Genomic DNA, 22,380 nt, shown 5'->3' with positions numbered 1-22,380 from the left:
TTCCAAGCTCTGTTAACCAGTCGACTGAATGTGTGAGAACCGTGGCCCCCTCGGGCCGGGGGAGTGCCCCACGGACACAGCGGAGGTCGGGATGGACATGCGCGGACACGACCGGCGGCGTTTCCTCGCCCTGACGGCGGCGGCGTCCGCGGCCCCGCTGCTCACCGCCTGCGGCTCGGGCTTCGGCGACGGCGCGCAGGAGGGCGGGGGCTCGGCGGCCGACGACGTCACCGGGCCCTTCGACTGGAAGCGGGCGGACGGAAAGACCGTCAAGGCGCTGCTGAACAAGCACCCGTACACGGACGCGCTGATCGCGGACCTGAAGTCGTTCACCCGGAAGACGGGCATCAAGGTCGAGTACGACGTCTTCCCCGAGGACAACTACTTCGACAAGCTCACCGTCGACCTCTCCAGCGGCCGCGCCTCGTACGACGTGTTCATGCTCGGCGCCTACATGGTCTGGCAGTACGGCCCGCCGGGCTGGCTGGAGGACCTCGGCCCCTGGATGCGCAACGCGGCGGCCACCGGCGCCGAGTGGGACCAGGCCGACTTCTTCCCCAACCTGCTCCAGGCCGACCAGTGGTCGCTGAAGGCCGGCGCCCCGCTCGGCCAGGGCGGCCAGTACGCGCTGCCGTGGGGCTGGGAGACGAACGTCGTCGCCTACAACACCGAGGTGTTCGACAAGCTCGGCCTGAAGCCCGCCGAGACCTTCGACGAACTGCGCGAGCTGGCCGGGACCATCAGGCGCAAGGCGCCGGCCACCGGGTTCGACGGGATGTACGGGGTCGCGGTGCGCGGTTCCCGCAGCTGGGCCACCATCCACCCGGGCTTCATGACGATGTACGCCCGCAACGGCCTGAAGGACTTCGCCGTCGAGGGCGGCACGGTGAAGCCCGCGATGAACTCCCCCGAGGCGATCGCCTTCACCCGCGACTGGGCCGACATGGTCAAGAAGGGCGGCCCGCCGTCCTGGACCTCGTACACCTGGTACCAGTGCTCCAGCGACCTCGGGGCGAAGAAGGCGGGCATGCTCTTCGACGCCGACACCGCCGCGTACTTCCAGGCGGTCGAGGGCGCGTCGCCCGCCTCCGGGAAGATCGCCTTCCACCCCGGCCCCAAGGGCCCCGGCGGCTCGCTGGCGACCAACATGTGGATCTGGTCGCTCGGGATGAACGCCAAGTCGAAGAAGAAGCTGCCCGCCTGGCTGTTCCTCCAGTGGGCCACCGGCAAGGAGCACCTGCTCAAGAGCGCCGTGCGGTACAACCACATCGACCCGGTGCGGCGGTCGGTCAGCCAGGACGCCGCCTACAAGGACAAGATGAAGGCGATCCCCGGCTTCATCGACACCTTCGAGGCGGTCGTCGACCAGACGAAGATCCAGTTCACGCCGCAGCAGCAGTTCTTCGACGCGACGACGAGCTGGGCCGCGGCCCTCCAGGAGATCTACGGCGGCAAGAACGCCTCGTCCGTCCTGAACGGCCTCGCGGGCGACCTGGCGTCCAAGGTGGGCTGAGGGTGGCCGCGCAGACGGAGACCGAGCGGGAGGCGGCCCCGGTCGAGGAGGCGGCCCCCGCGGCGCGCGGGGTGCCCCGGTGGCGCCGCTCGCTGCGTCCCTATCTGCTGATCGTGCCCGCGCTGCTGCTCACCGGCGGCATCCTCTACCCCTTCGGACTGGGCCTCTACTACACGCTGTTCGACTTCGCCGCGAGCAAGCCCGTGCCCGACCTCGTGGGCCTGGAGAACTACCGGCGGATCTTCACCCAGCCCGCGTTCTGGGACTCGGCGCGGGTCACCCTGCTGTACGCGGTGGGGGCCGCGGCCGTCGAGACCGTGCTCGGGGTCGGCGTCGCCCTGCTGCTGCACCGCTCCACCCTGGTCGGCCGGGTGCTGGAGAAGATCCTCATCCTGCCCCTGATGATCGCGCCGGTGATCGCGGCGATCATGTGGAAGCTGATGCTCCAGCCGTCCGTGGGCGTCGTCAACCACCTGCTGAAGCCGTTCGGACTCGGCGGCGTGCAGTGGACGGACACGCCCACCGGCGCGCTGCTCAGCTCGATCGCCGTGGACACCTGGGTGTACACGCCGTTCGTGGCGATCCTGGCGCTGGCGGGACTGCGCTCGCTGCCGAGTTCGCCGTTCGAGGCGGCCGCCGTGGACGGGGCGAACTGGTGGTTCACCTTCCGCAAGCTGACCCTGCCGATGCTGTGGCCGTACGTCCTGGTCGCGGTGATCTTCCGGTTCATGGACTCGCTGAAGGTCTTCGACATCATCTACGCGCTCACGGAGGGCGGCCCCGGCGACTCGACCGTGGTGCTGCAGATCCGCGCCTACCTGGAGGCCATCCGCTTCCAGCGCTACTCGTTCGGCATCAGCTACACGATCGTGCTGTGGGCCGTGGTCTACCTGGCCGCCATGGTGCTCGTGCGCTATCTCGGCCGTATCAACAACCGCGCCGCGGAGGTGCCCCGATGACCACCGGCCCGGGGACCGTGAAGCGCCGGGCGATCGCCGTCGCGGCGGACGGCGCGCTGGTCCTCTACTTCGTCTTCGCCCTGTTCCCGGTCGCCTGGATGGTGATCCTGTCGCTGAAGCCGGCCGAGCAGCTGTTCAGCACGTACTTCTCCTTCACACCGACGCTCGACTCGTACCGCACGGTGCTGGGCGCGGGCGACGACCAGGGCGTGCCGTTCGTACGGTTCTTCCTCAACAGCCTGGTCGTGTCGCTGGGCGCGGTGCTGCTGTCGCTGGCGATCGGGCTGCCCGCCGCGTACGCCGCCGCCCGCTGGCGCTTCAAGGGCTCCGAGAACCTGATGTTCACGCTGCTGTCGTTCCGGTTTGCGCCCGAACTGACCGTGATCATCCCACTGTTCGTGCTCTATCAGCAGCTCGGGCTCTTCGACACCTACGTCGGCATGGTGTGGGTGCTCCAGCTCGTGACCCTGCCGCTGATCGTGTGGATCATGCGCTCGTACTTCTCCGACCTGTCCCCCGAGCTGGAGCAGGCCGCGCTGCTGGACGGCTACACCCGCAAGCAGGCGTTCTTCAGGGTGGCGCTGCCGCTGGTCAAGCCGGGCATCGCGGCCGTGTCGCTGCTCGCTTTCATCTTCGCCTGGAACAACTTCGTCTTCCCGCTCATCCTCACCTCCTCCGACGCGCAGACCGTGACGGTGGGCGCGCTGTCGTTCCTCGGCGGCGACCGGCCCAAGTACAACCTGACCGCGGCCGCCGCCCTCGTCTCGGTCGTCCCGCCGCTGCTGCTGGCCCTCACGATCCAGCGGTACCTGGTCCGCGGTCTGTCCTTCGGGGCGGTGAAGTCATGACGGCCGCCATCGCGCTGCGGGGCGTCACCAAGACGTACGGGCCCACCACCGCCCTCGACGGGATCGACCTGGACGTGGCCGAGGGCGAGTTCTTCTGCCTGCTCGGGCCGTCCGGAGCGGGCAAGACGACCACCCTCAAGACGATCGCGGGCCTGGAGGAGCCCACCGCGGGCACGGTCGCACTCGGCGGCGAGGACATGACGGGCGTGGAGCCGTACGACCGGGGCGTGGCCATGTGTTTCGAGTCGTACGCCCTCTATCCACACCGCTCGGCATATGACAATCTCGCCTCCCCGCTCCGCTCGCCGCGCCACCGCCTCCCCGCACACCAGGCGCGCGAGCGGATCGGCGAGATCGCCGGCCTGCTCGGCATCGACGCGCTGCTGGAGCGGCCCGTGGGCGAACTGTCCAACGGGCAGCGCCAGCGGGTGGCGCTCGGACGGGTGCTGGTGCGGCCCGCGCGGGCGTTCCTGCTCGACGAGCCGCTGTCCCACCTGGACGCCAAACTGCGCCAGGCGATGCGCGCCGAGCTCAAGGCCATCGGCGCGGTCCGCCGCACGACCACGCTGTACGTCACGCACGACTCGGTGGAGGCGCTCGCTCTGGGCGACCGGATCGGGGTGATCAGGGACGGGCGGATCGTGCAGACCGGCACCCGGGAGGAGCTCTGGCACCGGCCCCACGACACGTTCGTGGCCCGGTCGTTCGGGCGGCCGCGGATCAACCTGCTGCCGGGGACCGTGCGCGAGGACGGAGCGTTCCGCCTGCTGGAGGGCGACTGCGAGGGGGCTCCCCGGGTGGCCGCCGCGCCCGGCACCCCGGTGCAGCTGGGCGTACGGCCGCGTGACCTCACCCTCGGCGGCGGCGCGGGCTGCGTGCTGACCGGGACCGTCTACGTCACCGAGGCGCTGGGCCGGTCCGTCGAGGTGACCGTCCGCGTCGGCAGCCGGCACGTCTCGCTCGTCGTCCCGCGCGCCCAGGCCGCCGCCCTGCGCCCCGACGATCCGGTCCGGCTGACCGCCCGGCCTGAGACCCTGCTGCTGTTCGAGGCCGACGGGCCGCAGGGACCAGGACGAAGGATCGAAGGAAACACCTCATGAGCACCCCAGCGCAGCGCGGCCCCGCACTCCGCCAGGCGGCCATAGCCGAGTACGTCCTCGCCCAGGGCGAGGGGACCGCGGCCGAACTCGCCGAGCGGTTCGACGTCAGCCTGATGACCATCCACCGTGACCTCGACGAGCTGGAGCGGCAGGGCATCGTGCGCAAGTTCCGCGGCGGAGTCACGGCCCAGCCCTCCGGGGTGTTCGAGTCGAACGTCGCCTACCGGCTCAAGACCATGCTCCGCGAGAAGGCGGCCGTGGCGGCCCGTGCGCTGACCCTCATCGAGCCGGGCATGGCCGTCATGCTGGACGACTCCACCTCCACCCTGGAGATCGCCCGCCGGCTCTCCCCGATCACCCCGCTGACGGTCGTCACCAACTTCCTCGAGGCGCTGACCCTGCTCTCTGCCGAGCGCGGCATCCACCTGATGGCGCTCGGCGGCGACTACGATCCACTGCACTCCTCGTTCCTCGGCGTCTCGTGCGTGGAGGCCGTCCAGTCGCTCCAGGTGGACATCTGCTTCACCTCCACGTCGGCCGCCTCCGGCGGCTTCGCCTACCACCAGGAGCAGCACATCGTGTCCGTGAAGCGGGCGATGCTCGACTCGGCGGCCCGCAACGTCCTGCTGCTCGACCACTCCAAGCTCGGGCGGGTGGCACTGCACCGCCTCGCCCCGCTCTCCCGCTTCGACCTGGTGCTCGTCGACGACGGGGCACCGGCCGAGGCCCTGCGCGAACTCGACGAGCACAAGGTCCCCTACGAGGTCTGCGAGGCCGCCGGTGACTGAACGGAAGGTGCGCGGGTGACCGAACTGGCCCTGCGCGAGCTGCGCAAGACGTACGCCGCCCGAGGGCGGCCGGCCGTGGAGGCGGTGCGCGGGATCGACCTGCGGCTGGACTCCGGCGAACTGCTCGGGCTGCTCGGCCCCTCCGGCTGCGGGAAGTCCACGACCCTGCGGATGATCGCCGGCCTCGAACGGGTCACGGGCGGCGACATCCTCGTCGACGGCACCTCCGTGGTCGGCCTGCCCGCCCAGCGCCGCAACATCGGCGTCGCCTTCGAGAACTACGCGCTCTACCCGCCGCTCACGGTCGCCGAGAACCTGGCCTTCGGGCTGGCGGCCCGGCGCAGCGCCGGCCGGGCCGAGATCGCCCGGCGGGTCGCGGAGATGGCCGAGCGGATCGGGATCTCCGGGCTGCTCGACGCCCGTCCCGCCGGACTCTCCAGCGGCCAGAAGCAGCGGGTCGCGCTCGCCCGTGCCCTCATCCGCGAGCCCGACGTCCTGCTCCTCGACGAGCCGCTGTCCCACCTGGACGCGGCCCAGCGCGACACGACGCGCCGGGAGCTCAAGCGGATCCAGCGGGATCTGGGCCACACCACGATCCTGGTCACACACGACCAGGAGGAGGCGCTGTCGTTGGCCGACCGGATCGCGGTGATGAAGGACGGGGTGATCCAGCAGCTCGGCACCCCGCACGAGATCTACGACGCGCCCGCGAACCTCTTCGTGGCCGACTTCGTCGGCGAGCCCGCGATGAACCTGCTGCCGGGCACCGTCGAGGCCGGCGGCCTGCTGCGGCTGTCCCCCACCGTGCGTGTGCCGCTGCCCCGGCCGCTGCCGGCGGGCCGCCGGGTGGTGCTCGGCGTGCGGCCCGAGGACCTGCGGCTGACGGACGTCGGCGTACGGGCCACCGTCAGCGCCCATGAACCGCTCCTGGAGGCGGGGATCGCCACGCTCGCCCTGGAGGGCGTGGACCGGCCGCTGGTCGTGCAGACCGCGCCTGATGTGCGCCCGGAACGCGGCGCGGCCGTCCACGTCGCCGCCGACGCCGAGCTCACCCATGTCTTCGACGCCGATACGGGAGACGCCCTGCGATGAAGATCCTGGCCGCCGGTGACCTGTTCGTCCGCAACGCCCTCATCGCACAGGCGCTTCGCCACGACCTCGAGGGCCACCCCTTCGAACTGACCGAACTGGCCCTGCCCTGGCCGCTGGAGCCGTTCGGCACGGTGGGCGAGGTCCACGAGGCGAGCGACGCCGAGGACGCCCTGATCGAGGCGCTCGACGGCGTCGAGGTCTGCGTGACGCAGATGGCTCCCTTCACCGAGCGGGTACTCGCCGCGGCGCCCGAGCTGCGCCTGATCGCCGTCTGCCGCGGCGGGCCGGTGAACGTGAACACCGATGCCGCGCGCGCCCGCGGGGTGCGCGTCTGCTTCGCGCCGGGCCGCAACGCGGCTGCCACGGCCGAGTTCACGATCGGGCTGATGCTCGCCGCGCTGCGCCGCATCCCCGAGGCGCACGACTCCCTCGCCCGCGAGGGCCGCTGGGACGCCTCGTACTACACGTACGAGCGGTGCGGACCCGAGCTGGAGGACACGCCGGTCGGGCTGGTCGGCTACGGCGCGGTGGGCAGCCGGGTGGCCCGGGTGCTGTGCGCGTTCGGCGCGGAGGTGGAGGTGTACGACCCGTACGTGCGCGGCGACGTGCACGGGATGCGCGCGTCGTCGCTGGAGGCGCTGCTCACCCGCTCGCGCGTGGTGACGCTGCACGCCCGGCTCACCCCCGAGACCCATCACCTGATCGGCGCCCGGGAGCTGGCGCTGATGCCGCCGGGCTCGGTCCTGGTGAACGCGGCCCGCGGCGGCCTCCTCGACACCGCGGCGCTGTGCGACGCGCTGGACAGCGGCCGGCTGGCCGCGGCCGCGCTGGACACCTACGAACAGGAGCCGCCCGCGCCGGGGTCGCGGCTGCTCACCACCCCGAACCTGGTGCTCACCCCGCACCTGGGCGGAGCGAGCCGGGCCGTGGCGCACAAGGCGGCGGCGATCGCGGCGGCGGAGGTGGCGCGCCACGTCCGCGGGGAACCGCTCGCCCACGCACTGACCTGACACCCGAGCCGAGGAGGCTGCGGCAATGGCGATGTTCATCGGCATCGATGTGGGCACGTCCGTGGTGAAGGCCGCCGCCTTCGACGCGAGCGGGACGGCGCTGGCCGTCGAGTCCCGTCCCGTGGCCCTGGACATCCGCGGCGGCCATGTCGAACAGGACATGGACGAGGTGTACGACGCGGTCGTCGACGTCCTCGGCGCCCTGACGGCCGGGGGCGAGGACGTCGCTCTGGTCGGGCTCACCGGACAGGGCGACGGGGTGTGGCTGGTCGACGAGGGCGGCCGGCCCGTGCGGCCCGCCATCTCCTGGATGGACGGCCGGGCCCACGAACTGGTCGGCAAATGGCTGGCGTCCGGCGTCTTCGAGTCGGTGTTCCGGCGCACCGGCAGCGCCATGTTCCCCGGCTGTCCCGGACCGGTGCTGGCCTGGCTGGAGCAGCACGAGCCGCAGTCGCTGGACGCCGCGGCCACCGCCCTGTACTGCAAGGACATGGTCTTCCAGCGGCTGACCGGGCTGCGGGCGACCGACGTGTCGGACGCGTCGATGCCCTTCCTCGACCCGCACACCCGCGACTACGCGCCGGACGTCGTCGACACTCTCGGCCTGTCGCACCGCAGCGGCCTGCTCCCCCCGGTCGCCGATCCCCTCGCCACCGGCACCCTGCCCTCCGGGACCCCGATCGCCAACGGCCCCTACGACCTGCCGGCGTGCGCCCTGGGGGCGGGCGTCACCGCGCCCGGCGACGGTCTGCTGATCGTCGGCACCTGTCTGGCGTCGCTGGTCGCCACCCGCAACGTCGATCTCGCCGGGGAGCCCGCCGGCCTGTACATCTCGACCGACCGGCCCGGCGACTTCCTGCGCGCCATGCCGGCGATGGTGGGCACGGCCGCCCTCGACTGGGTGCTCGCCACCACGGGCGTACGCCACACCGAGGTGGACGCCCTGCTGGCCGCCACCCCGCCAGGCGCGCACGGGGTCCACGTCCTGCCCTACTTCGCGCCCTCCGGGGAGCGCGCGCCGTTCGTCGAGCCCCGGCTGCGCGCCGAACTGTCCGGCGTCAGCCTGGAGTCGACGAAGGCCGATCTGATCCGCGCCACCTGCGAGGGCATCGCCTTCGCCGCCCGGCACTGTCTTGACGCCGCCGGGCTGACCGGCACCCTCGCGATCTGCGGCGGCGGCACCCGCTCCCCCGCCTGGATGCGCTTGTTCGCGGACGCGCTCGGACGCGAACTGCGCATCGTGGAGGGCGAGGTGGGGGCCAGGGGCGCGGTCCTGGCGTCGGCGGCACGGCACGGTGTCGAGCTGGACGTGGCGGCCTGGACGGCCCCGACGTCCGTGGTCGCGCCCGACCCGGAATGGGCCGCGTACTACGCCAAGGCGTACGAGGAGCACCTGGACCGGCTGACGGCGGCCCGGTTCCGGGCCCGCCGGACCTGACCGGCCGTCGGGCGGCGGGCCCGCCGCAACCTCGTGTGACCAGCGGCGTGTCCGACCTCGTACCGGCCAAGGACCGTGTGGTCGTCGTGCGGCACGAGAACGAGATTCCCAGGACCAGGGTCTGATCACGGTCCGGCCCTTCTGCTGCTAGCGTGCAGTTGCATAAGATACGCAATAAGCAGTCGGAGGGACCGGACCATGGCCATCTACACGCTTCCTGAACTTCCGTACGACTACGCGGCGCTCGAACCGGTCATCAATCCGGAGATCATCGAGCTGCACCACGACAAGCACCACGCGGCCTACGTGAAGGGTGCGAACGACACCCTGGAGCAGCTGGCGGAGGCCCGCGACAAGGAGGCGTGGGGAGCGATCAACGGCCTGGAGAAGAACCTGGCGTTCCACCTCTCCGGTCACATCCTGCACAGCATCTACTGGCACAACATGACGGGTGACGGCGGCGGGGAGCCGCTGGAGACGGACGGCGTGGGCGAGCTCGCCGACGCGATCGCCGAGTCCTTCGGCTCCTTCGCCGGCTTCAAGGCCCAGATGACGAAGGCGTCCGCGACCACGCAGGGCTCCGGCTGGGGCGTGCTGGCCTACGAGCCGGTCAGCGGCCGGCTGATCGTCGAGCAGGTCTACGACCACCAGGGCAACGTGGGCCAGGGGACCGTGCCGATCCTCGTCTTCGACGCCTGGGAGCACGCGTTCTACCTTCAGTACAAGAACCAGAAGGTCGACTTCATCGACGCCATGTGGCAGGTCGTGAACTGGCAGGACGTGGCGAAGCGCTACGAGCAGGCCAAGGAGCGCACGCCGCTGATCGCGCCCTGACCCGGCGGTGAGACGCCCTGCTCGTGATCGTCTTCTCAAACCGTCACCGGGCAGGCGGCAGAAGGACGGCCCCCACCAGGACAGGACTGGCGGGGGCCGTCTTCCCTGTCCGGTCTCAGTCGAAGATCGGCCCCTGCGTGCGGGTGCGCTTGATCTCGTAGAAGCCCGGGATCGACGCCACCAGCAGCGTGCCGTCCCACAGCTTCGCCGCCTCCTCACCCTTGGGGGCGGGGGTGACCACCGGGCCGAAGAAGGCGATCTGCTCGCCGTCGGCGCCCGGGACCGCGATGACCGGCGTGCCGACCTCCTGGCCGACCTTGCTGATCCCCTCCTCGTGGGAGGCGCGCAGCTCGGCGTCGTACGTGTCCTTGTCGGCGTACTCGGCGAGTGAGACGGGCAGGCCGACGTCCTCCAGCGCCTCGCGGATCGCCGTGCGGGTCGGCCCCTCGCCCTTGTTGTGGAAGCGGGTGCCGAGCGCCGTGTACAGCTTGCCGAGCACCTCCTCGCCGTGTTCCTGCGCGGCGGCGACGACGACCCGTACCGGGCCCCATGCCTGGGTGGCGAGCATCTCCCGGTACTCCTCCGGGAGCTCGTCCAGCTTGTTCTCGTTCAGCACGGCGAGGCTCATCACGTGCCAGCGGACCTCGACGTCGCGGACCTTCTCGACCTCCAGCATCCAGCGGGAGGTCATCCAGGCCCAGGGGCACAGGGGATCGAACCAGAAGTCGACGGGCGTCTTGCCGTTGTCGGACATGTCACTCCTCGTGAAGGGCGGCACCCTGCCTGCCTCGCAGGGGCAACGCGACCCGCGGGCAGGGGATTCCCCCGTACCGGCTGCCAGGAGCACATGGGAGGATCACTCCTGTTCGAACGAGACACGAAGGAGTGCCCGTGCCCGGTGAGAATCTGTCCCGCGACGAGGCCCGCATCCGGGCCGAGCTGCTGTCCGTCGACGGGTACGAAGTCGCCCTCGACGTACGGTCCGCGGTGGGGGACGCCGAGGAGGGGGCCGGGCCGCGGACGTTCCGCTCGGTGACCACGATCCGCTTCCGCGCCGCCGAGCCGGGTGCCCCGACCTTCGTGGATCTGATCGCCCCGTCCGTGAGCAGCATCACACTCAACGGCCGCGAGCTCGACCCCGCCGCCGCCTTCGACGGCTCGCGGATCACGCTCGACTCCGTGGCCGCCGAGAACGTGCTCGTCGTGGACGCGCAGTGCGCCTACAGCCGCACCGGCGAGGGTCTGCACCGCTTCGTCGACCCGGAGGACGGCGAGGTCTACCTCTACACGCAGTACGAGCCGGCCGACGCGCGGCGCGTCTTCGCGAACTTCGAGCAGCCCGACCTCAAGGCCCCGTTCCGTTTCGAGGTGACCGCGCCCGAGGGCTGGACCGTGTGGAGCAACGGGGAGGGCGCTCGCGCCGAGGACGGGGTCTGGCGCTTCGCCGAGACGCGGCCGATCTCGACGTACATCACGGCGGTCGTCGCCGGCCCGTACCACTGCGAGACGGATCTGTACGAGCGGGAGCTGCCGGACGGGAAGGTGCTGCGGATCCCGCTGGGCGCGATGTGCCGCAAGGGTCTGGCCAGGCACTTCGACGCCGACGACATCTTCCTCGTCACCAAGCAGGGCCTGGACTTCTTCCACGACCACTTCGACTACCCGTATCCGTTCGGGAAGTACGACCAGGCGTTCGTGCCCGAGTACAACCTCGGCGCGATGGAGAACCCGGGCTGCGTGACCTTCCGTGAGGAGTTCGTCTTCCGCGGCAAGGTGACGCAGGCGTCGTACGAGCGCCGGGCGAACGTGATCCTGCACGAGATGGCGCACATGTGGTTCGGCGACCTGGTCACCATGCGGTGGTGGGACGACCTGTGGCTGAAGGAGTCGTTCGCGGACTTCATGGGCTCGTTCTCGATGGTGGAGGCGACCCGCTTCACGAACGGCTGGATCACCTTCGCCAACAACCGCAAGGCGTGGGCCTACCGCGCGGACCAGCTGCCCTCCACGCACCCGATCACGGCCGACATCCGTGACCTGGAGGACGCCAAGCTCAACTTCGACGGCATCACGTACGCCAAGGGCGCCTCGGTGCTCAAGCAGCTGGTGGCGTACGTGGGCCGGGAGGCGTTCCTGGAGGGGGCGCGGCGCTACTTCAAGCGCCACGCCTACGGGAACACCCGCCTCGACGACCTCCTGTCCGTGCTGGAGGAGACCTCGGGGCGGGACATGAAGGCGTGGTCGCGCTCATGGCTGGAGACGTCCGGGGTCAACTCCCTGACGCCGGAGGTTGTGTACGGCGAGGACGGCCGGATCGCCGAGCTCGCGCTCGTCCAGGACGGCGACACGCTCCGTCAGCACCGGGTGATGGTCGGCCTGTACCGGCTCGACGGCGCGAAGCTCGTGCGGTACGCGAGCGCCGGGGTGGACGTCGTCGGGGCGCGCGCGGTGGTGCCGGAACTCGCGGGCGCGGAGCGGGCGGGGCTGGTCCTGGTCAACGACGAGGACCTGACGTACTGCAAGGTCCGCTTCGACGAGGACTCGCTCGCGACGCTGCGGGCGCACCTGGGCGACATCGACGACCCGCTGGCGCGGGCCCTCGCCTGGTCGGCGCTGTGGAACATGACGCGTGACGCGCTGATGCCGGCCCGGGACTTCGTGGACCTGGTGCTGCGGTTCGCCGGGCGCGAGTCGGACATCGGCGTCCTGCAGATGCTGCACGCGTGGGCGCGGGCGGCGCTGGTGCACTACGCGGCGCCGGCGTGGCGCGAGGAGGGCTCCCGGCTGCTGGCCGAGGGCGCGCTGGATGAGCTGCGGCGCGCGGAGGCGGGCACGGAGCACCAGCTGACGTGGGCACGGTTCTTCGCGTCGGTCGCGGCGCGGGACGAGGACTTCCGGCTGCTGTCCGGTCTGCTGGACGGCACGGAGAAGATCGACGGCCTGGACGTGGACCAGGAGCTGCGCTGGGCGTTCCTGGAGCCGCTGGCCGCGCACGGCCGGGCGGACGAGTCCGTGATCGCGGCGGAGCTGGCGCGTGACGACACGGCGTCGGGCAAGCGGCACGAGGTGCGCTGCCTGGCGGCGCGGCCGTCCGCGGCGGTGAAGGCCCAGGCGTGGGCTGCGGTGGTGGAGTCGGACAAGCTGTCCAACGCGCTGGTGGAGGCGACGATCGCGGGCTTCGTGCAGCCGTCGCAGCGGGAACTGCTGGCGCCGTACGCCCCGAAGTACTTCGAGGCGATCGAGCGGATCTGGTCGGAGCGGTCGATCCAGATCGGAATGGACGTGGTACGGGGCCTGTACCCGTCGCTCCAGGACGCACCGCGGACGCTGGCGGCGACGGACGAGTGGCTCGCCGCGCACGGGCCGGCGGCGCCGGCGCTGCGCCGCCTGGTCCTGGAGGCACGCGACGACGTGGCGCGGGCGGGGCGTGCGCAGGAGCGGGACGGGTCGCGGTAACCGGGGGCGCTTTCCCCTACCCGCCCTCTTCCCGTAACCGGGGCAAGCCCCGGACCCCCCGAACGCCCTTCGGGCGTTTTCCGGGCTCCGCCCCGGACCCCGCGCCTCGAGCTCCCCCTACGGCCTGGCGCCCGTGGGTGGGGGACAAGTCCGCGCCGCGGACCCCCGGCCGCGGCGCACATCGGCACTCGAACGCGCGTACTTTAGTGCGGTCTTGTCCCGAAATTCCGACGAGCGTGTAACAGGGGTTAGGGACCCGCTCACCCCGGGGCATTCCCTCCGCATGGAACAGTGCGACACTCCCCTCCCCCTCCCCCTCCGCCCCCGCCACCTCCCCGAACTCGTCGTGTCCGGCGCCGAGTTGCGGGCACGCGGTGTCCCGCCGGCGCGGGCCGCGCAGCAGTGCAGGGCCGGTGGGCCCTGGCAGGTGCTGCTGCCCGGGGTGTACCTCCTGCGGCCGGGGCCGGTGACCGGCGAGGAGCGGCTGCTCGCCGCGCTCCTGTACGCCGGGCGGCCCGCGGTCCCCGCCCAGCGGAAGGACTCGGCGCCGTACGGCCAGGCGATGGTCACCGGGCTCGCCGCGCTCGCGCTGCACGGGTTCTCCGGCGTCCCCCCGCTGAGCACACTCGACGTGATCGACGTGCTGGTGCCGCGTACGCGGCGCCTGCGGTCCACCGGGTGCGTCCGGCTGGTGCGCGGGCAGGTGCTGCCGCTCGCCGAGGAGGCCGGCGGCGTGCCGGTCGCCCCGGTGGCGCGTGCCCTCGCCGACGCGGTCGCCGGGCTGAGCGAGGACCCGCAGCGGGTACGGCTGCTGCTGACGGAGGCCGTCCGCGGTGGCTGCGAACCGGCCGCCGTCGTCAGGGAGCTGAACGATGCCGGGCTCCTCGGCCGGCCGCACGTCATCGACGCCGTCGACTCGCTGCTCGCCGAGGGCCGGGCGACGGCCGAGGGCCGGCTGTACGACATGGTGCGCGCGCACGGCCTGCCCGAACCGCTGTGGAACGTGGATCTGCGGATGCCCGGCGGCCCCCACCTCGGCGGGATGGACGCGTACTGGCCCGACCAGGCCGTCGCCGTCGAGCTGGACACGCGGGCGCCCCGGCACGACGAGGACGCCCTGTGGTCGGAGTACGCCCACAAGCGGGACGTCCTCGAACGCCTGGGCGTCACGGTCGTCCACCTCACGCCCCGCAAGCTGCGGGACGCGCCCGAGCAGCAGGCGGTCGTGGTGCGTACGGCCCTGATGGCGGCGGCGGACCGGGAGCCCGCGGCCTACGTGGTCGTGCTGCCGCGCTGAGGGACGTGCCCGAGCGCCGGCCGGGAGCGCCACAGTTCGAGTCCGACGTCGACCAGGGTGACCCGGTCGAGTCCCGGTACCGCGTCCAGGGCGTGCCATGCGGCCAGATCGGTCGACCCCTGCGTCTCGGACCGCAGTTCACCACCCGTGACGCGGCCCTCGTAGACGATCCGCAGGCCCTGGAAGTCCGCGAACATGCCGAGTTTGCGCGGATAGCGGCGGCGCATCGAGTCGATGCCGAGCAGGGCGGTCATCTCCGCCGCGTAGCCGGTCTCTTCCTCGACCTCGCGGACGACGGTGTCGAGGGGGGCCTCACCGTGGTCCATCCCGCCGCCTGGCAGCGTCCACTTCCTGGTGCCGTCACCGGCCACCCAGCGGGCGAGCAGGATCTGTTCACCCCGTATGCACACGGCGTACGCCGCGACCCTCAACTCCCTGTTCATCTGCCGAGGCTACCGGGCCCGCCCTGCCCGCCGCGCCGACGTACGCGGACTGCTCCCGCAACCGCGAGCGGACCCGTGGGGGCTGAACGGCCGGGCGGCTTCACCCGATTTGACCAGCCTGGCGCATCCGGCGCACTGGCGGGTCTCCGCCACGTCACCTTCACGCCTCGATCAAGTCTCCACAAAACCCTGTTCTTTACGAAAGGCTGAGCGGTCATCCGGTACCGAATTCCGGACCCTCTCTTTCACGAACAGGGATGAAGATGACCCCCCAGCCCCAGAGCTCCAGCACAGAGCGCGCCGTACCCGGGCACAGACGCGCCGCCCGGGTGGCGGCGGCCGCTTCGCTCGTGGCCGCACTGGCCGCAGCGGGCGTCGTCCCGGCCGTCGCCTCGGCGCCCGTCGACGACCCATCAGCCGCCAAGGGACTCAAGAGCGCGGCGTCCCCCGCGGACAAGCTCGGCACGGCCGACGCCGAACTGCTCGCCGAGGCCGAGGCCGACGGCCACAAGAGCGTGACCGTCATGGTCGCCACCGCCCCCGGCGCGACCGAGCAGGTCGCCGGCCAGCTCGACGCGGTCGAGGGCGCCACGGTCGGCCGGACGTTCGACAAGCTCGGCTACGTCCGCGCGACGCTGCCCACCGCCAAGGCCGAGGACGCCCTGGAGGCGGCGGCCAAGCTCTCCAGCGTCCACGGCATCGACCTCAAGCACGAGATCGCGCTGGACGACCCGACGCCGGCCGGCGACCGCGCCGAGGGCGCGGCCACCGCGGCCGAGGGCACCTACCCGGCTCCCGGCAAGGACACACCCGCCAAGAACCCGTACAACCCGTCCTTCGAGACGGGCGCGGTCGAGTTCGTCGAGGACAACCCCGAGGCCGACGGCCGCGGAGTGACCATCGGCATCCTGGACTCGGGCGTCGACCTCGGGCACCCCGCGCTGCAGAAGACCACCACGGGCGAGCGCAAGATCGTCGACTGGGTCACCGCGACCGACCCGGTGACCGACGGCGACGGCACCTGGCTGCGGATGAACACCGCCGTCAGCGGCCCGACGTTCACCGCCGGCGGCCGCACCTGGTCCGCCCCGGCCGGGTCGTACGGCTTCCAGACCTTCGCCGAGTCCGCCACCCGCGGCGGCGACATGGCCGGCGACCTCAACCGCGACGGCGACACCACGGACACCTGGGGCGTGCTGTACGACGCGGGCACCCGAACCGCCCGGGTGGACCTGAACAACGACCGCGACTTCACCAACGACACCGTCATGAAGCCGTACAAGAACGGCTTCCAGGTCGGCTACTTCGGCACCGACAACCCGGCGACCGACGTCGTCGAGCGCATCCCGTTCGTGATCGAGGTCCGCAAGGACGTCGTCCACAACGCCGCGGGCGCCAAGGCCGACTACGTCAGCATCGGTGTGATCGAGGGCTCGCACGGCACCCACGTCGCCGGCATCACCGCCGCCAACGGCCTCTTCGGCGGCGAGATGAACGGCGCCGCGCCCGGCGCCAAGCTCGTCTCCTCGCGCGCGTGCACCTGGTCCGGCGGCTGCACCAACGTGGCCCTGACCGAGGGCATGGCCGACCTGGTCATCAACCGCGGCGTGGACGTCGTCAACATGTCCATAGGGGGCCTGCCGGCGCTCAACGACGGCAACAACGCCCGCGCGGAGCTCTACACCCGCCTGATCGACACCTACGGCGTCCAGCTGGTCGTCTCGGCCGGCAACAGCGGCCCCGGCGTCAACACCATCGGTGACCCGTCCCTGGCCGACAAGGTCATCAGCGTCGGCGCCACCATCTCCGCGGAGACCTGGGCCGCCAACTACGGCTCGGTCGTCGAGAAGCGCTACGCGATGCTGCCCTTCTCCTCCCGCGGCCCGCGCGAGGACGGCGGCTTCACGCCGACCCTGAGCGCGCCCGGCGCGGCCGTCAACACCACGCAGACCTGGGCGCCCGGCGGCCCCGTCGCCGAGGCGGGCTACCAGCTCCCGGCCGGCTACTCGATGCTGCAGGGCACCTCGATGGCCTCTCCGCAGGCCGCGGGCGCGGCCGCGCTGCTGATCTCGGCGGCCAAGCAGAACGGCATCGAGCTGACCCCGGCGAAGCTGCGCACGGCGCTCGTCAGCACGGCCGACCACATCCGCGGCACGCAGGCGCACGAGGAAGGCGCCGGCCTGATCGACATCGTGGACGCCTGGGACGCCATCGAGGACGGCGCGACCGCCCACGAGTACAGCGTCAAGGCCCCGGTCGACACCGCGATAGACCAGTTCCTGAGGACTCCGGGCTTCGGCACGGGTCTGTACGACCGCGAGGGCGGCCTCAGGGCCGGCGGAAAGAAGACGTATGACGTCGTCGTCACCCGCACCACGGGCCCGGACCGGCCGGTGTGGCACGAGCTGGACTTCGAGAACAACGACGGCACGTTCCGGATCGTCGGCGACGACGACGTCAGGCTTCCGCTGAACCAGCCGGTCACCGTCAAGGTCACCGCGGCGCCCCGGTCCGCCGGTGTGCACAGCGCGATCCTGGAGGTCGACGACCACCGCACCGAGGGCGTCGACAAGCAGATCCTCACCACGGTGGTCGCCTCGCACGAGCTGGCGCAGCCCTCGTACACGCTGTCCGCGTCCGGCTCGGTCCAGCGCAACAGCCACAGGTCCTACTTCGTCACCGTTCCGAAGGGTGCGAAGAGCCTGGAGATCGCACTCGGCGGCCTCGCGGCGGGCAGCCAGACCCGGTTCATCTCGATCCACCCGTACGGTGTCCCCTCGGACCCGACGTCGACGGTGAACTGCTACCCGAACTACCAGAACCCCGCCAACACCTGCCGCCCCGACCTGCGGTCGTACGCGAACCCGCAGCCGGGCGTTTGGGAGGTCGAGGTCGAGTCGCGCCGTACGTCGCCGCTGCTCGACAACCCGTACCGGCTGGACGTCTCCGTGCTCGGCGCCTCCTTCGACCCGGCCGTCCAGACCCTGGCCGAGGCGAAGATCGGCACCCCGGCCGCGGTGCGGTGGAACGTGACCAACGGCTTCGCCACCATCGACGGCAAGCTGGCCGGCGGCTCGCTCGGCTCGTCGAAGGCCGCGAAGCCGACGATCGCCCACCACGAGTCGCAGACGACCACGGTCGTCATCGGTGAGGGCGTCGAGCGCTTCGACGTCGCCATCGGCAACGTCTCCGACAAGGCCGCCGACCTCGACCTCACGGTCAAGAGGAACGGCGTCACGGTCGGCTCGTCCGCGGACGGCGACTCGGAGGAGGCGGTCACCCTGGTGAAGCCGGCGGCCGGTACGTACACCATCGAGGTCGACGGCTACGCGGTCCCGGCCGGGACGACCACGTACGACTACCGCGATGTCTACTTCGCGCCCTCGCTCGGCCAGGTCAAGGTCGGCGCGGACCCCGTGAAGCTGGCCAACGGCGCGACCGCGCAGGTCACCGCCGAGGTCCTGGTGAACAGCGCGGCTCCCGAGGGGCGGCAGTTCTTCGGCGAGGTGCGGCTGCTGAACGCGCGCGGCACGGCCGCGGGCACCGGCAGCGTCGTGATCGAGAAGGTCACGCCGTAACGGTGTGATGCGGTGGGGAGGGCGGGCGTCCCACGGGCGCCCGCCCTTCCGTGTGTGGCGTGCGTCCCGTTCCTCGGACAATCGATTGGACAAGGCGGCCGTGGACATACGCATCATGGATGCGGCACCCATGCCGCAGAATGGTGCACAAACGTACGGAGGAGTCCCCGTGAAGGTCGGAATCGTCGGAGCCACCGGGCAGGTCGGCACGGTCATGCGCAAGATCCTTGCCGAGCGGAAGTTCCCGGTCGACGAGCTCAGGCTCTTCGCCTCCGCCCGTTCGGCGGGCTCCACGATCATGTGGGAGGATCGGGAGATCACGGTCGAGGACGCCGCCACGGCCGACTACACCGGTCTGGACATCGTCCTGTTCTCGGCCGGTGGCGCGACCTCCAAGGCGCTCGCCGAGAAGGTGGCCGCGCAGGGCGCCGTCGTGATCGACAACTCCTCGGCCTGGCGCCGCGACCCCGAGGTGCCGCTCGTCGTCTCCGAGGTGAACCCGCACGCGATCAAGGACCGCCCCAAGGGGATCATCGCCAACCCGAACTGCACCACGATGGCCGCGATGCCGGTCCTCAAGCCGCTGCACCAGGAGGCCGGCCTCGTCTCCATGATCGCCACGACCTACCAGGCCGTCTCCGGGTCCGGTCTCGCAGGCGTCGCCGAGCTGGACGACCAGGTCAGGGCCGTCGCCGACCGTGCCACCGAGCTGACGCACGACGGCGAGGCCGTGGCCTTCCCCGAGCCGGGCGTCTACCAGCGCACCATCGCCTTCAACGTCCTCCCGCTCGCCGGCAACCTCGTCGACGACGGCTCCCACGAGACCGACGAGGAGCAGAAGCTCCGCAACGAGTCCCGCAAGATCCTGGAGATCCCGGAGCTCAAGGTCTCGGGCACCTGTGTGCGCGTGCCGGTCTTCTCGGGCCACTCGCTCCAGGTCAACGTCCGCTTCGCGCGTCCGATCGGCGTGGAGCGCGCGTACGAGCTGCTGAAGGACGCGCCGGGCGTGGAGCTCTCCGAGATCCCGACCCCGCTCCAGGCGGCCGGCAAGGACGCCTCGTACGTGGGCCGCATCCGCGTGGACGAGACGGTGGACAACGGCCTGGCGCTGTTCGTGTCCAACGACAACCTGCGCAAGGGCGCGGCGCTGAACGCGGTGCAGATCGCGGAGCTGGTCGCGGACGAGCTGCGCGGCTGAAAGGCCTGCTCGAAGCCCGAGGGGGCGATCACCGCACGGTGGTCGCCCCCTTGCGCGTGTCATGACAAACAGCCTCCGGGGGCGAGTCCAGCCGGGCCGATTCTCCCGGGCGGAGCGCGACCGGTGCGTGGAAGGATGGCCGCAAACATCGCAGACCGAGGAGATGACCGGGTGCCTGGCACAAACCTGACCCGTGAAGAGGCGCAGCAGCGGGCGCGCCTGCTCACCGTTGACTCGTACGAGATCGATCTCGATCTCTCCGGGGCGCAGGACGGCGGGACCTACCGGTCCGAGACCACCGTGCGCTTCGCGTCCGCCGAGGACGGTGCGCAGACCTTCATCGACCTGGTCGCCCCCGCCGTGCACGAGGTCGTGCTGAACGGGAAGTCGCTGGATGTCGCCGCGGTCTTCCGGGACTCGCGGATCACGCTGAAGCACCTGCGGGCGGGCGACAACGAGCTGAGGGTCGTCGCCGACTGCTCGTACACCAACACGGGCGAGGGCCTGCACCGCTTCGTCGACCCCGTCGACGAGCAGGTCTACCTCTACACGCAGTTCGAGGTGCCGGACGCGCGCCGCGTCTTCGCCAGCTTCGAGCAGCCCGACCTCAAGGCGACCTTCCGGTTCACCGTGAAGGCGCCCGAGGGCTGGACCGTGGTCTCCAATTCGCCGACGCCTGAGCCGCAGGGCCCCGACGGCACCGTGTGGCGCTTCGAGCCGACGCCGCGCATCTCGACGTACATCACGGCCCTGATCGCCGGCCCGTACCACAGCGTGCACAGTTCGTACGAGAAGGACGGGCAGTCCGTCCCGCTCGGCATCTACTGCCGCCCCTCACTGGCCGAGTTCCTGGACGCGGACGCGATCTTCGAGGTCACGCGGCAGGGCTTCGACTGGTTCCAGGACAAGTTCGACTACGCCTATCCGTTCGCGAAGTACGACCAGCTCTTCGTGCCGGAGTTCAACGCGGGCGCGATGGAGAACGCGGGCGCGGTGACCATCCGCGACCAGTACGTCTTCCGTTCGAAGGTGACGGACGCCGCGTACGAGGTACGGGCGGAGACGATCCTGCACGAGCTCGCCCACATGTGGTTCGGCGACCTCGTCACCATGGAGTGGTGGAACGACCTGTGGCTGAACGAGTCGTTCGCCACCTACACCTCGATCGCATGCCAGGCGTACGCGCCGGGCTCGCGGTGGCCGCACTCGTGGACCACGTTCGCGAACTCGATGAAGACCTGGGCGTACCGGCAGGACCAGCTCCCGTCCACGCATCCGATCATGGCCGAGATTCGCGACCTCGATGACGTTCTCGTGAACTTCGACGGCATCACGTACGCCAAGGGTGCGGCGGTTCTCAAGCAGCTCGTGGCCTACGTGGGCATGGACGAGTTCTTCCGGGGCGTGCAGGCGTACTTCAAGACGCACGCCTTCGGCAACACACGGCTGTCGGACCTGCTGGGCGCGCTGGAGGAGACCAGCGGCCGCGACCTGAAGATCTGGTCGAAGGCGTGGCTGGAGACGGCCGGCATCAACATCCTCCGCCCGCGGATCACCACCGACGACGACGGTGTGGTCACCGCGTTCGCCGTGCGGCAGGAGGCCCCGGCGCTGCCCGCGGGCGCCAAGGGGGAGCCGGTCCTGCGCCCGCACCGGATCGCGATCGGCCTCTACGACCTGGACGAGTCCGGCAAGCTGGTGCGCACCGACCGCGTCGAGCTGGACATCGACGGTGAGCTGACCGAGGTGCCGGCGCTGGTGGGCAGGCCCCGTCCCGCCGTCGTCCTGCTCAACGACGACGACCTGTCGTACGCCAAGGTCCGCCTCGACGAGGAGTCCCTGCGGAACGTCACCCAGCACCTGGGCGACTTCACCGAGTCCCTGCCGCGCGCACTGTGCTGGGCCTCGGCCTGGGACATGACCCGCGACGGCGAGCTCGCCGCCCGCGACTACCTGGCGCTGGTCCTGTCCGGGATCGGCAAGGAGTCCGACATCGGTGTGGTCCAGTCGCTGCACCGCCAGGTCAAGCTGGCCATCGACCTGTACGCGGCGCCGCAGTGGCGGGAGGCCGGCCTGGCCCGGTGGACGGACGCGACGCTGGCGCACCTGCGGTCGGCGGCGCCGGGCAGCGACCACCAGCTGGCCTGGGCGCGGGCGTTCGCCGCGACCGCGCGCACGCCGCAGCAGCTGGACCTGCTCCAGGCACTGCTCGACGGCACCGAGACGATCGACGGCCTGGCCGTCGACACGGAGCTGCGCTGGGCGTTCGTGGAGCGCCTCGCGGCGACGGGCGTCTTCGACGAGGACGAGATCGCCGGCGAGTACGCGCGGGACAGGACCGCGGCCGGTGAGCGGCACGCGGCCACCGCGCGCGCCGCGCGTCCGACGCCGGAGGCCAAGGCGGAGGCGTGGGCGTCGGTCGTCGAGTCCGACAAACTGCCGAACGCCGTGCAGGAGGCCGTGATCGCCGGCTTCGTCCAGACCGACCAGCGTGATCTGCTCGCCCCCTACACGGCGAAGTACTTCGAGGCGGTCAAGGGCGTGTGGGAGTCCCGCAGCCACGAGATGGCGCAGCAGGTCGCCGTCGGTCTCTACCCCTCGCTCCAGGTCTCGCAGGACACGCTGGAGACCACCGACTCCTGGCTGAAGTCGGCCGAGCCCAACGCGGCGCTGCGCAGGCTGGTCCTGGAGTCGCGTGCGGGCGTCGAGCGTGCGCTGAAGGCGCAGGCGGCGGACGCGGCGGCCGAGTGACCGTGGCGGAATAGAAACCTCCGCACGTGGGGGCGGGGGGGGGGGCCGCGTCCGCGTTCACCGCGGCTTCGCGAG

General features: G+C 71.3%; 16 protein-coding genes. 14 read left to right on the top strand and 2 right to left on the bottom strand.

What is annotated here, in order from left to right; translation table 11 throughout:
* The first annotated feature begins 97 nt into the window (after nucleotides 1-97).
* From ACLB9X_RS18525 to ACLB9X_RS18485, 9 genes are all read left to right on the top strand, one after another.
* Entirely contained in the window at nucleotides 98-1,513 is a 1,416-nt protein-coding gene (locus ACLB9X_RS18525) for an ABC transporter substrate-binding protein (RefSeq protein WP_410361489.1), read from the top strand.
* Nucleotides 1,514-1,515: 2 nt separating this feature from the next.
* Nucleotides 1,516-2,472 carry a carbohydrate ABC transporter permease gene (locus ACLB9X_RS18520; RefSeq protein WP_410361488.1) on the top strand — a complete coding sequence of 319 codons (957 nt, stop codon included), beginning with the start codon at nucleotides 1,516-1,518 and terminating at the stop codon, nucleotides 2,470-2,472.
* Nucleotides 2,469-3,320, top strand: coding sequence for a carbohydrate ABC transporter permease (locus ACLB9X_RS18515; protein ID WP_410361487.1), 852 nt, complete (start codon nucleotides 2,469-2,471; stop codon nucleotides 3,318-3,320). The genes ACLB9X_RS18520 and ACLB9X_RS18515 overlap by 4 nt, the downstream gene beginning before the upstream one ends.
* Nucleotides 3,317-4,420 carry an ABC transporter ATP-binding protein gene (locus ACLB9X_RS18510; RefSeq protein ID WP_410361486.1) on the top strand — a complete coding sequence of 368 codons (1,104 nt, stop codon included), beginning with the start codon at nucleotides 3,317-3,319 and terminating at the stop codon, nucleotides 4,418-4,420. Before ACLB9X_RS18515 ends, ACLB9X_RS18510 begins: the two co-directional genes overlap by 4 nt.
* Nucleotides 4,417-5,208 (top strand): DeoR/GlpR family DNA-binding transcription regulator, encoded by a 792-nt coding sequence (locus ACLB9X_RS18505; protein ID WP_410361485.1) that lies wholly within the window; start codon nucleotides 4,417-4,419, stop codon nucleotides 5,206-5,208. The genes ACLB9X_RS18510 and ACLB9X_RS18505 overlap by 4 nt, the downstream gene beginning before the upstream one ends.
* Nucleotides 5,209-5,223: 15 nt before the next feature.
* Nucleotides 5,224-6,300, top strand: a complete 1,077-nt coding sequence (locus ACLB9X_RS18500; protein ID WP_410361484.1) for an ABC transporter ATP-binding protein — start codon at nucleotides 5,224-5,226, stop codon at nucleotides 6,298-6,300.
* On the top strand, nucleotides 6,297-7,310 hold the full coding sequence (locus ACLB9X_RS18495; protein WP_410361483.1) for a 2-hydroxyacid dehydrogenase: 1,014 nt from the start codon (nucleotides 6,297-6,299) through the stop codon (nucleotides 7,308-7,310). Before ACLB9X_RS18500 ends, ACLB9X_RS18495 begins: the two co-directional genes overlap by 4 nt.
* Before the next feature lie 31 nt (nucleotides 7,311-7,341).
* On the top strand, nucleotides 7,342-8,748 hold the full coding sequence (locus ACLB9X_RS18490) for an FGGY family carbohydrate kinase (protein WP_410361719.1): 1,407 nt from the start codon (nucleotides 7,342-7,344) through the stop codon (nucleotides 8,746-8,748).
* A gap of 198 nt (nucleotides 8,749-8,946) precedes the next feature.
* A complete protein-coding gene (locus ACLB9X_RS18485; protein WP_410361482.1) occupies nucleotides 8,947-9,582 on the top strand; it encodes a superoxide dismutase in 636 nt (211 codons plus the stop codon).
* A gap of 115 nt (nucleotides 9,583-9,697) precedes the next feature.
* Here ACLB9X_RS18485 and ACLB9X_RS18480 read toward each other — a convergent pair whose 3' ends face one another.
* The gene (locus ACLB9X_RS18480; protein WP_410361481.1) at nucleotides 9,698-10,336 is read right to left on the bottom strand and encodes a DsbA family protein; all 639 of its coding nucleotides are present in this window, start codon (nucleotides 10,334-10,336) and stop codon (nucleotides 9,698-9,700) included.
* A gap of 137 nt (nucleotides 10,337-10,473) precedes the next feature.
* Here ACLB9X_RS18480 and pepN (ACLB9X_RS18475) point away from each other — a divergent pair, with 137 nt between their 5' ends.
* Entirely contained in the window at nucleotides 10,474-13,038 is a 2,565-nt protein-coding gene (gene pepN / locus ACLB9X_RS18475) for an aminopeptidase N (RefSeq protein WP_410361480.1), read from the top strand.
* A gap of 283 nt (nucleotides 13,039-13,321) precedes the next feature.
* A complete protein-coding gene (locus tag ACLB9X_RS18470; protein WP_410361479.1) occupies nucleotides 13,322-14,335 on the top strand; it encodes a hypothetical protein in 1,014 nt (337 codons plus the stop codon).
* On the opposite strand, the gene ACLB9X_RS18465 is transcribed toward ACLB9X_RS18470, so the two are convergent.
* Nucleotides 14,311-14,778 (bottom strand): NUDIX hydrolase, encoded by a 468-nt coding sequence (locus tag ACLB9X_RS18465; protein ID WP_410361478.1) that lies wholly within the window; start codon nucleotides 14,776-14,778, stop codon nucleotides 14,311-14,313. The two genes, ACLB9X_RS18470 and ACLB9X_RS18465, sit on opposite strands and share 25 nt — an antisense overlap.
* Nucleotides 14,779-15,035: 257 nt before the next feature.
* Here ACLB9X_RS18465 and ACLB9X_RS18460 point away from each other — a divergent pair, with 257 nt between their 5' ends.
* The 3 genes from ACLB9X_RS18460 to pepN (ACLB9X_RS18450) all read left to right on the top strand — a co-directional run bounded on the left by ACLB9X_RS18460 (nucleotide 15,036) and on the right by pepN (ACLB9X_RS18450) (nucleotide 22,305).
* A complete protein-coding gene (locus ACLB9X_RS18460) occupies nucleotides 15,036-18,356 on the top strand; it encodes a S8 family serine peptidase (protein ID WP_410361477.1) in 3,321 nt (1,106 codons plus the stop codon).
* Between the two features lie 169 nt (nucleotides 18,357-18,525).
* Complete coding sequence (locus tag ACLB9X_RS18455; RefSeq protein ID WP_410361476.1) at nucleotides 18,526-19,554, top strand: aspartate-semialdehyde dehydrogenase; 1,029 nt, start codon at nucleotides 18,526-18,528, stop codon at nucleotides 19,552-19,554.
* Between the two features lie 171 nt (nucleotides 19,555-19,725).
* Nucleotides 19,726-22,305, top strand: coding sequence for an aminopeptidase N (gene pepN / locus ACLB9X_RS18450; protein WP_410361475.1), 2,580 nt, complete (start codon nucleotides 19,726-19,728; stop codon nucleotides 22,303-22,305).
* The last annotated feature ends 75 nt before the right edge of the window (nucleotides 22,306-22,380 follow it).

Source organism: Streptomyces sp. 5K101 (assembly GCF_046506645.1).
Classification (GTDB): Bacteria; Actinomycetota; Actinomycetes; order Streptomycetales; family Streptomycetaceae; genus Streptomyces.
The sequence above is the reverse complement of the archived record's forward strand: the minus strand, read 5'-3'. Positions and strand labels throughout refer to the sequence as shown.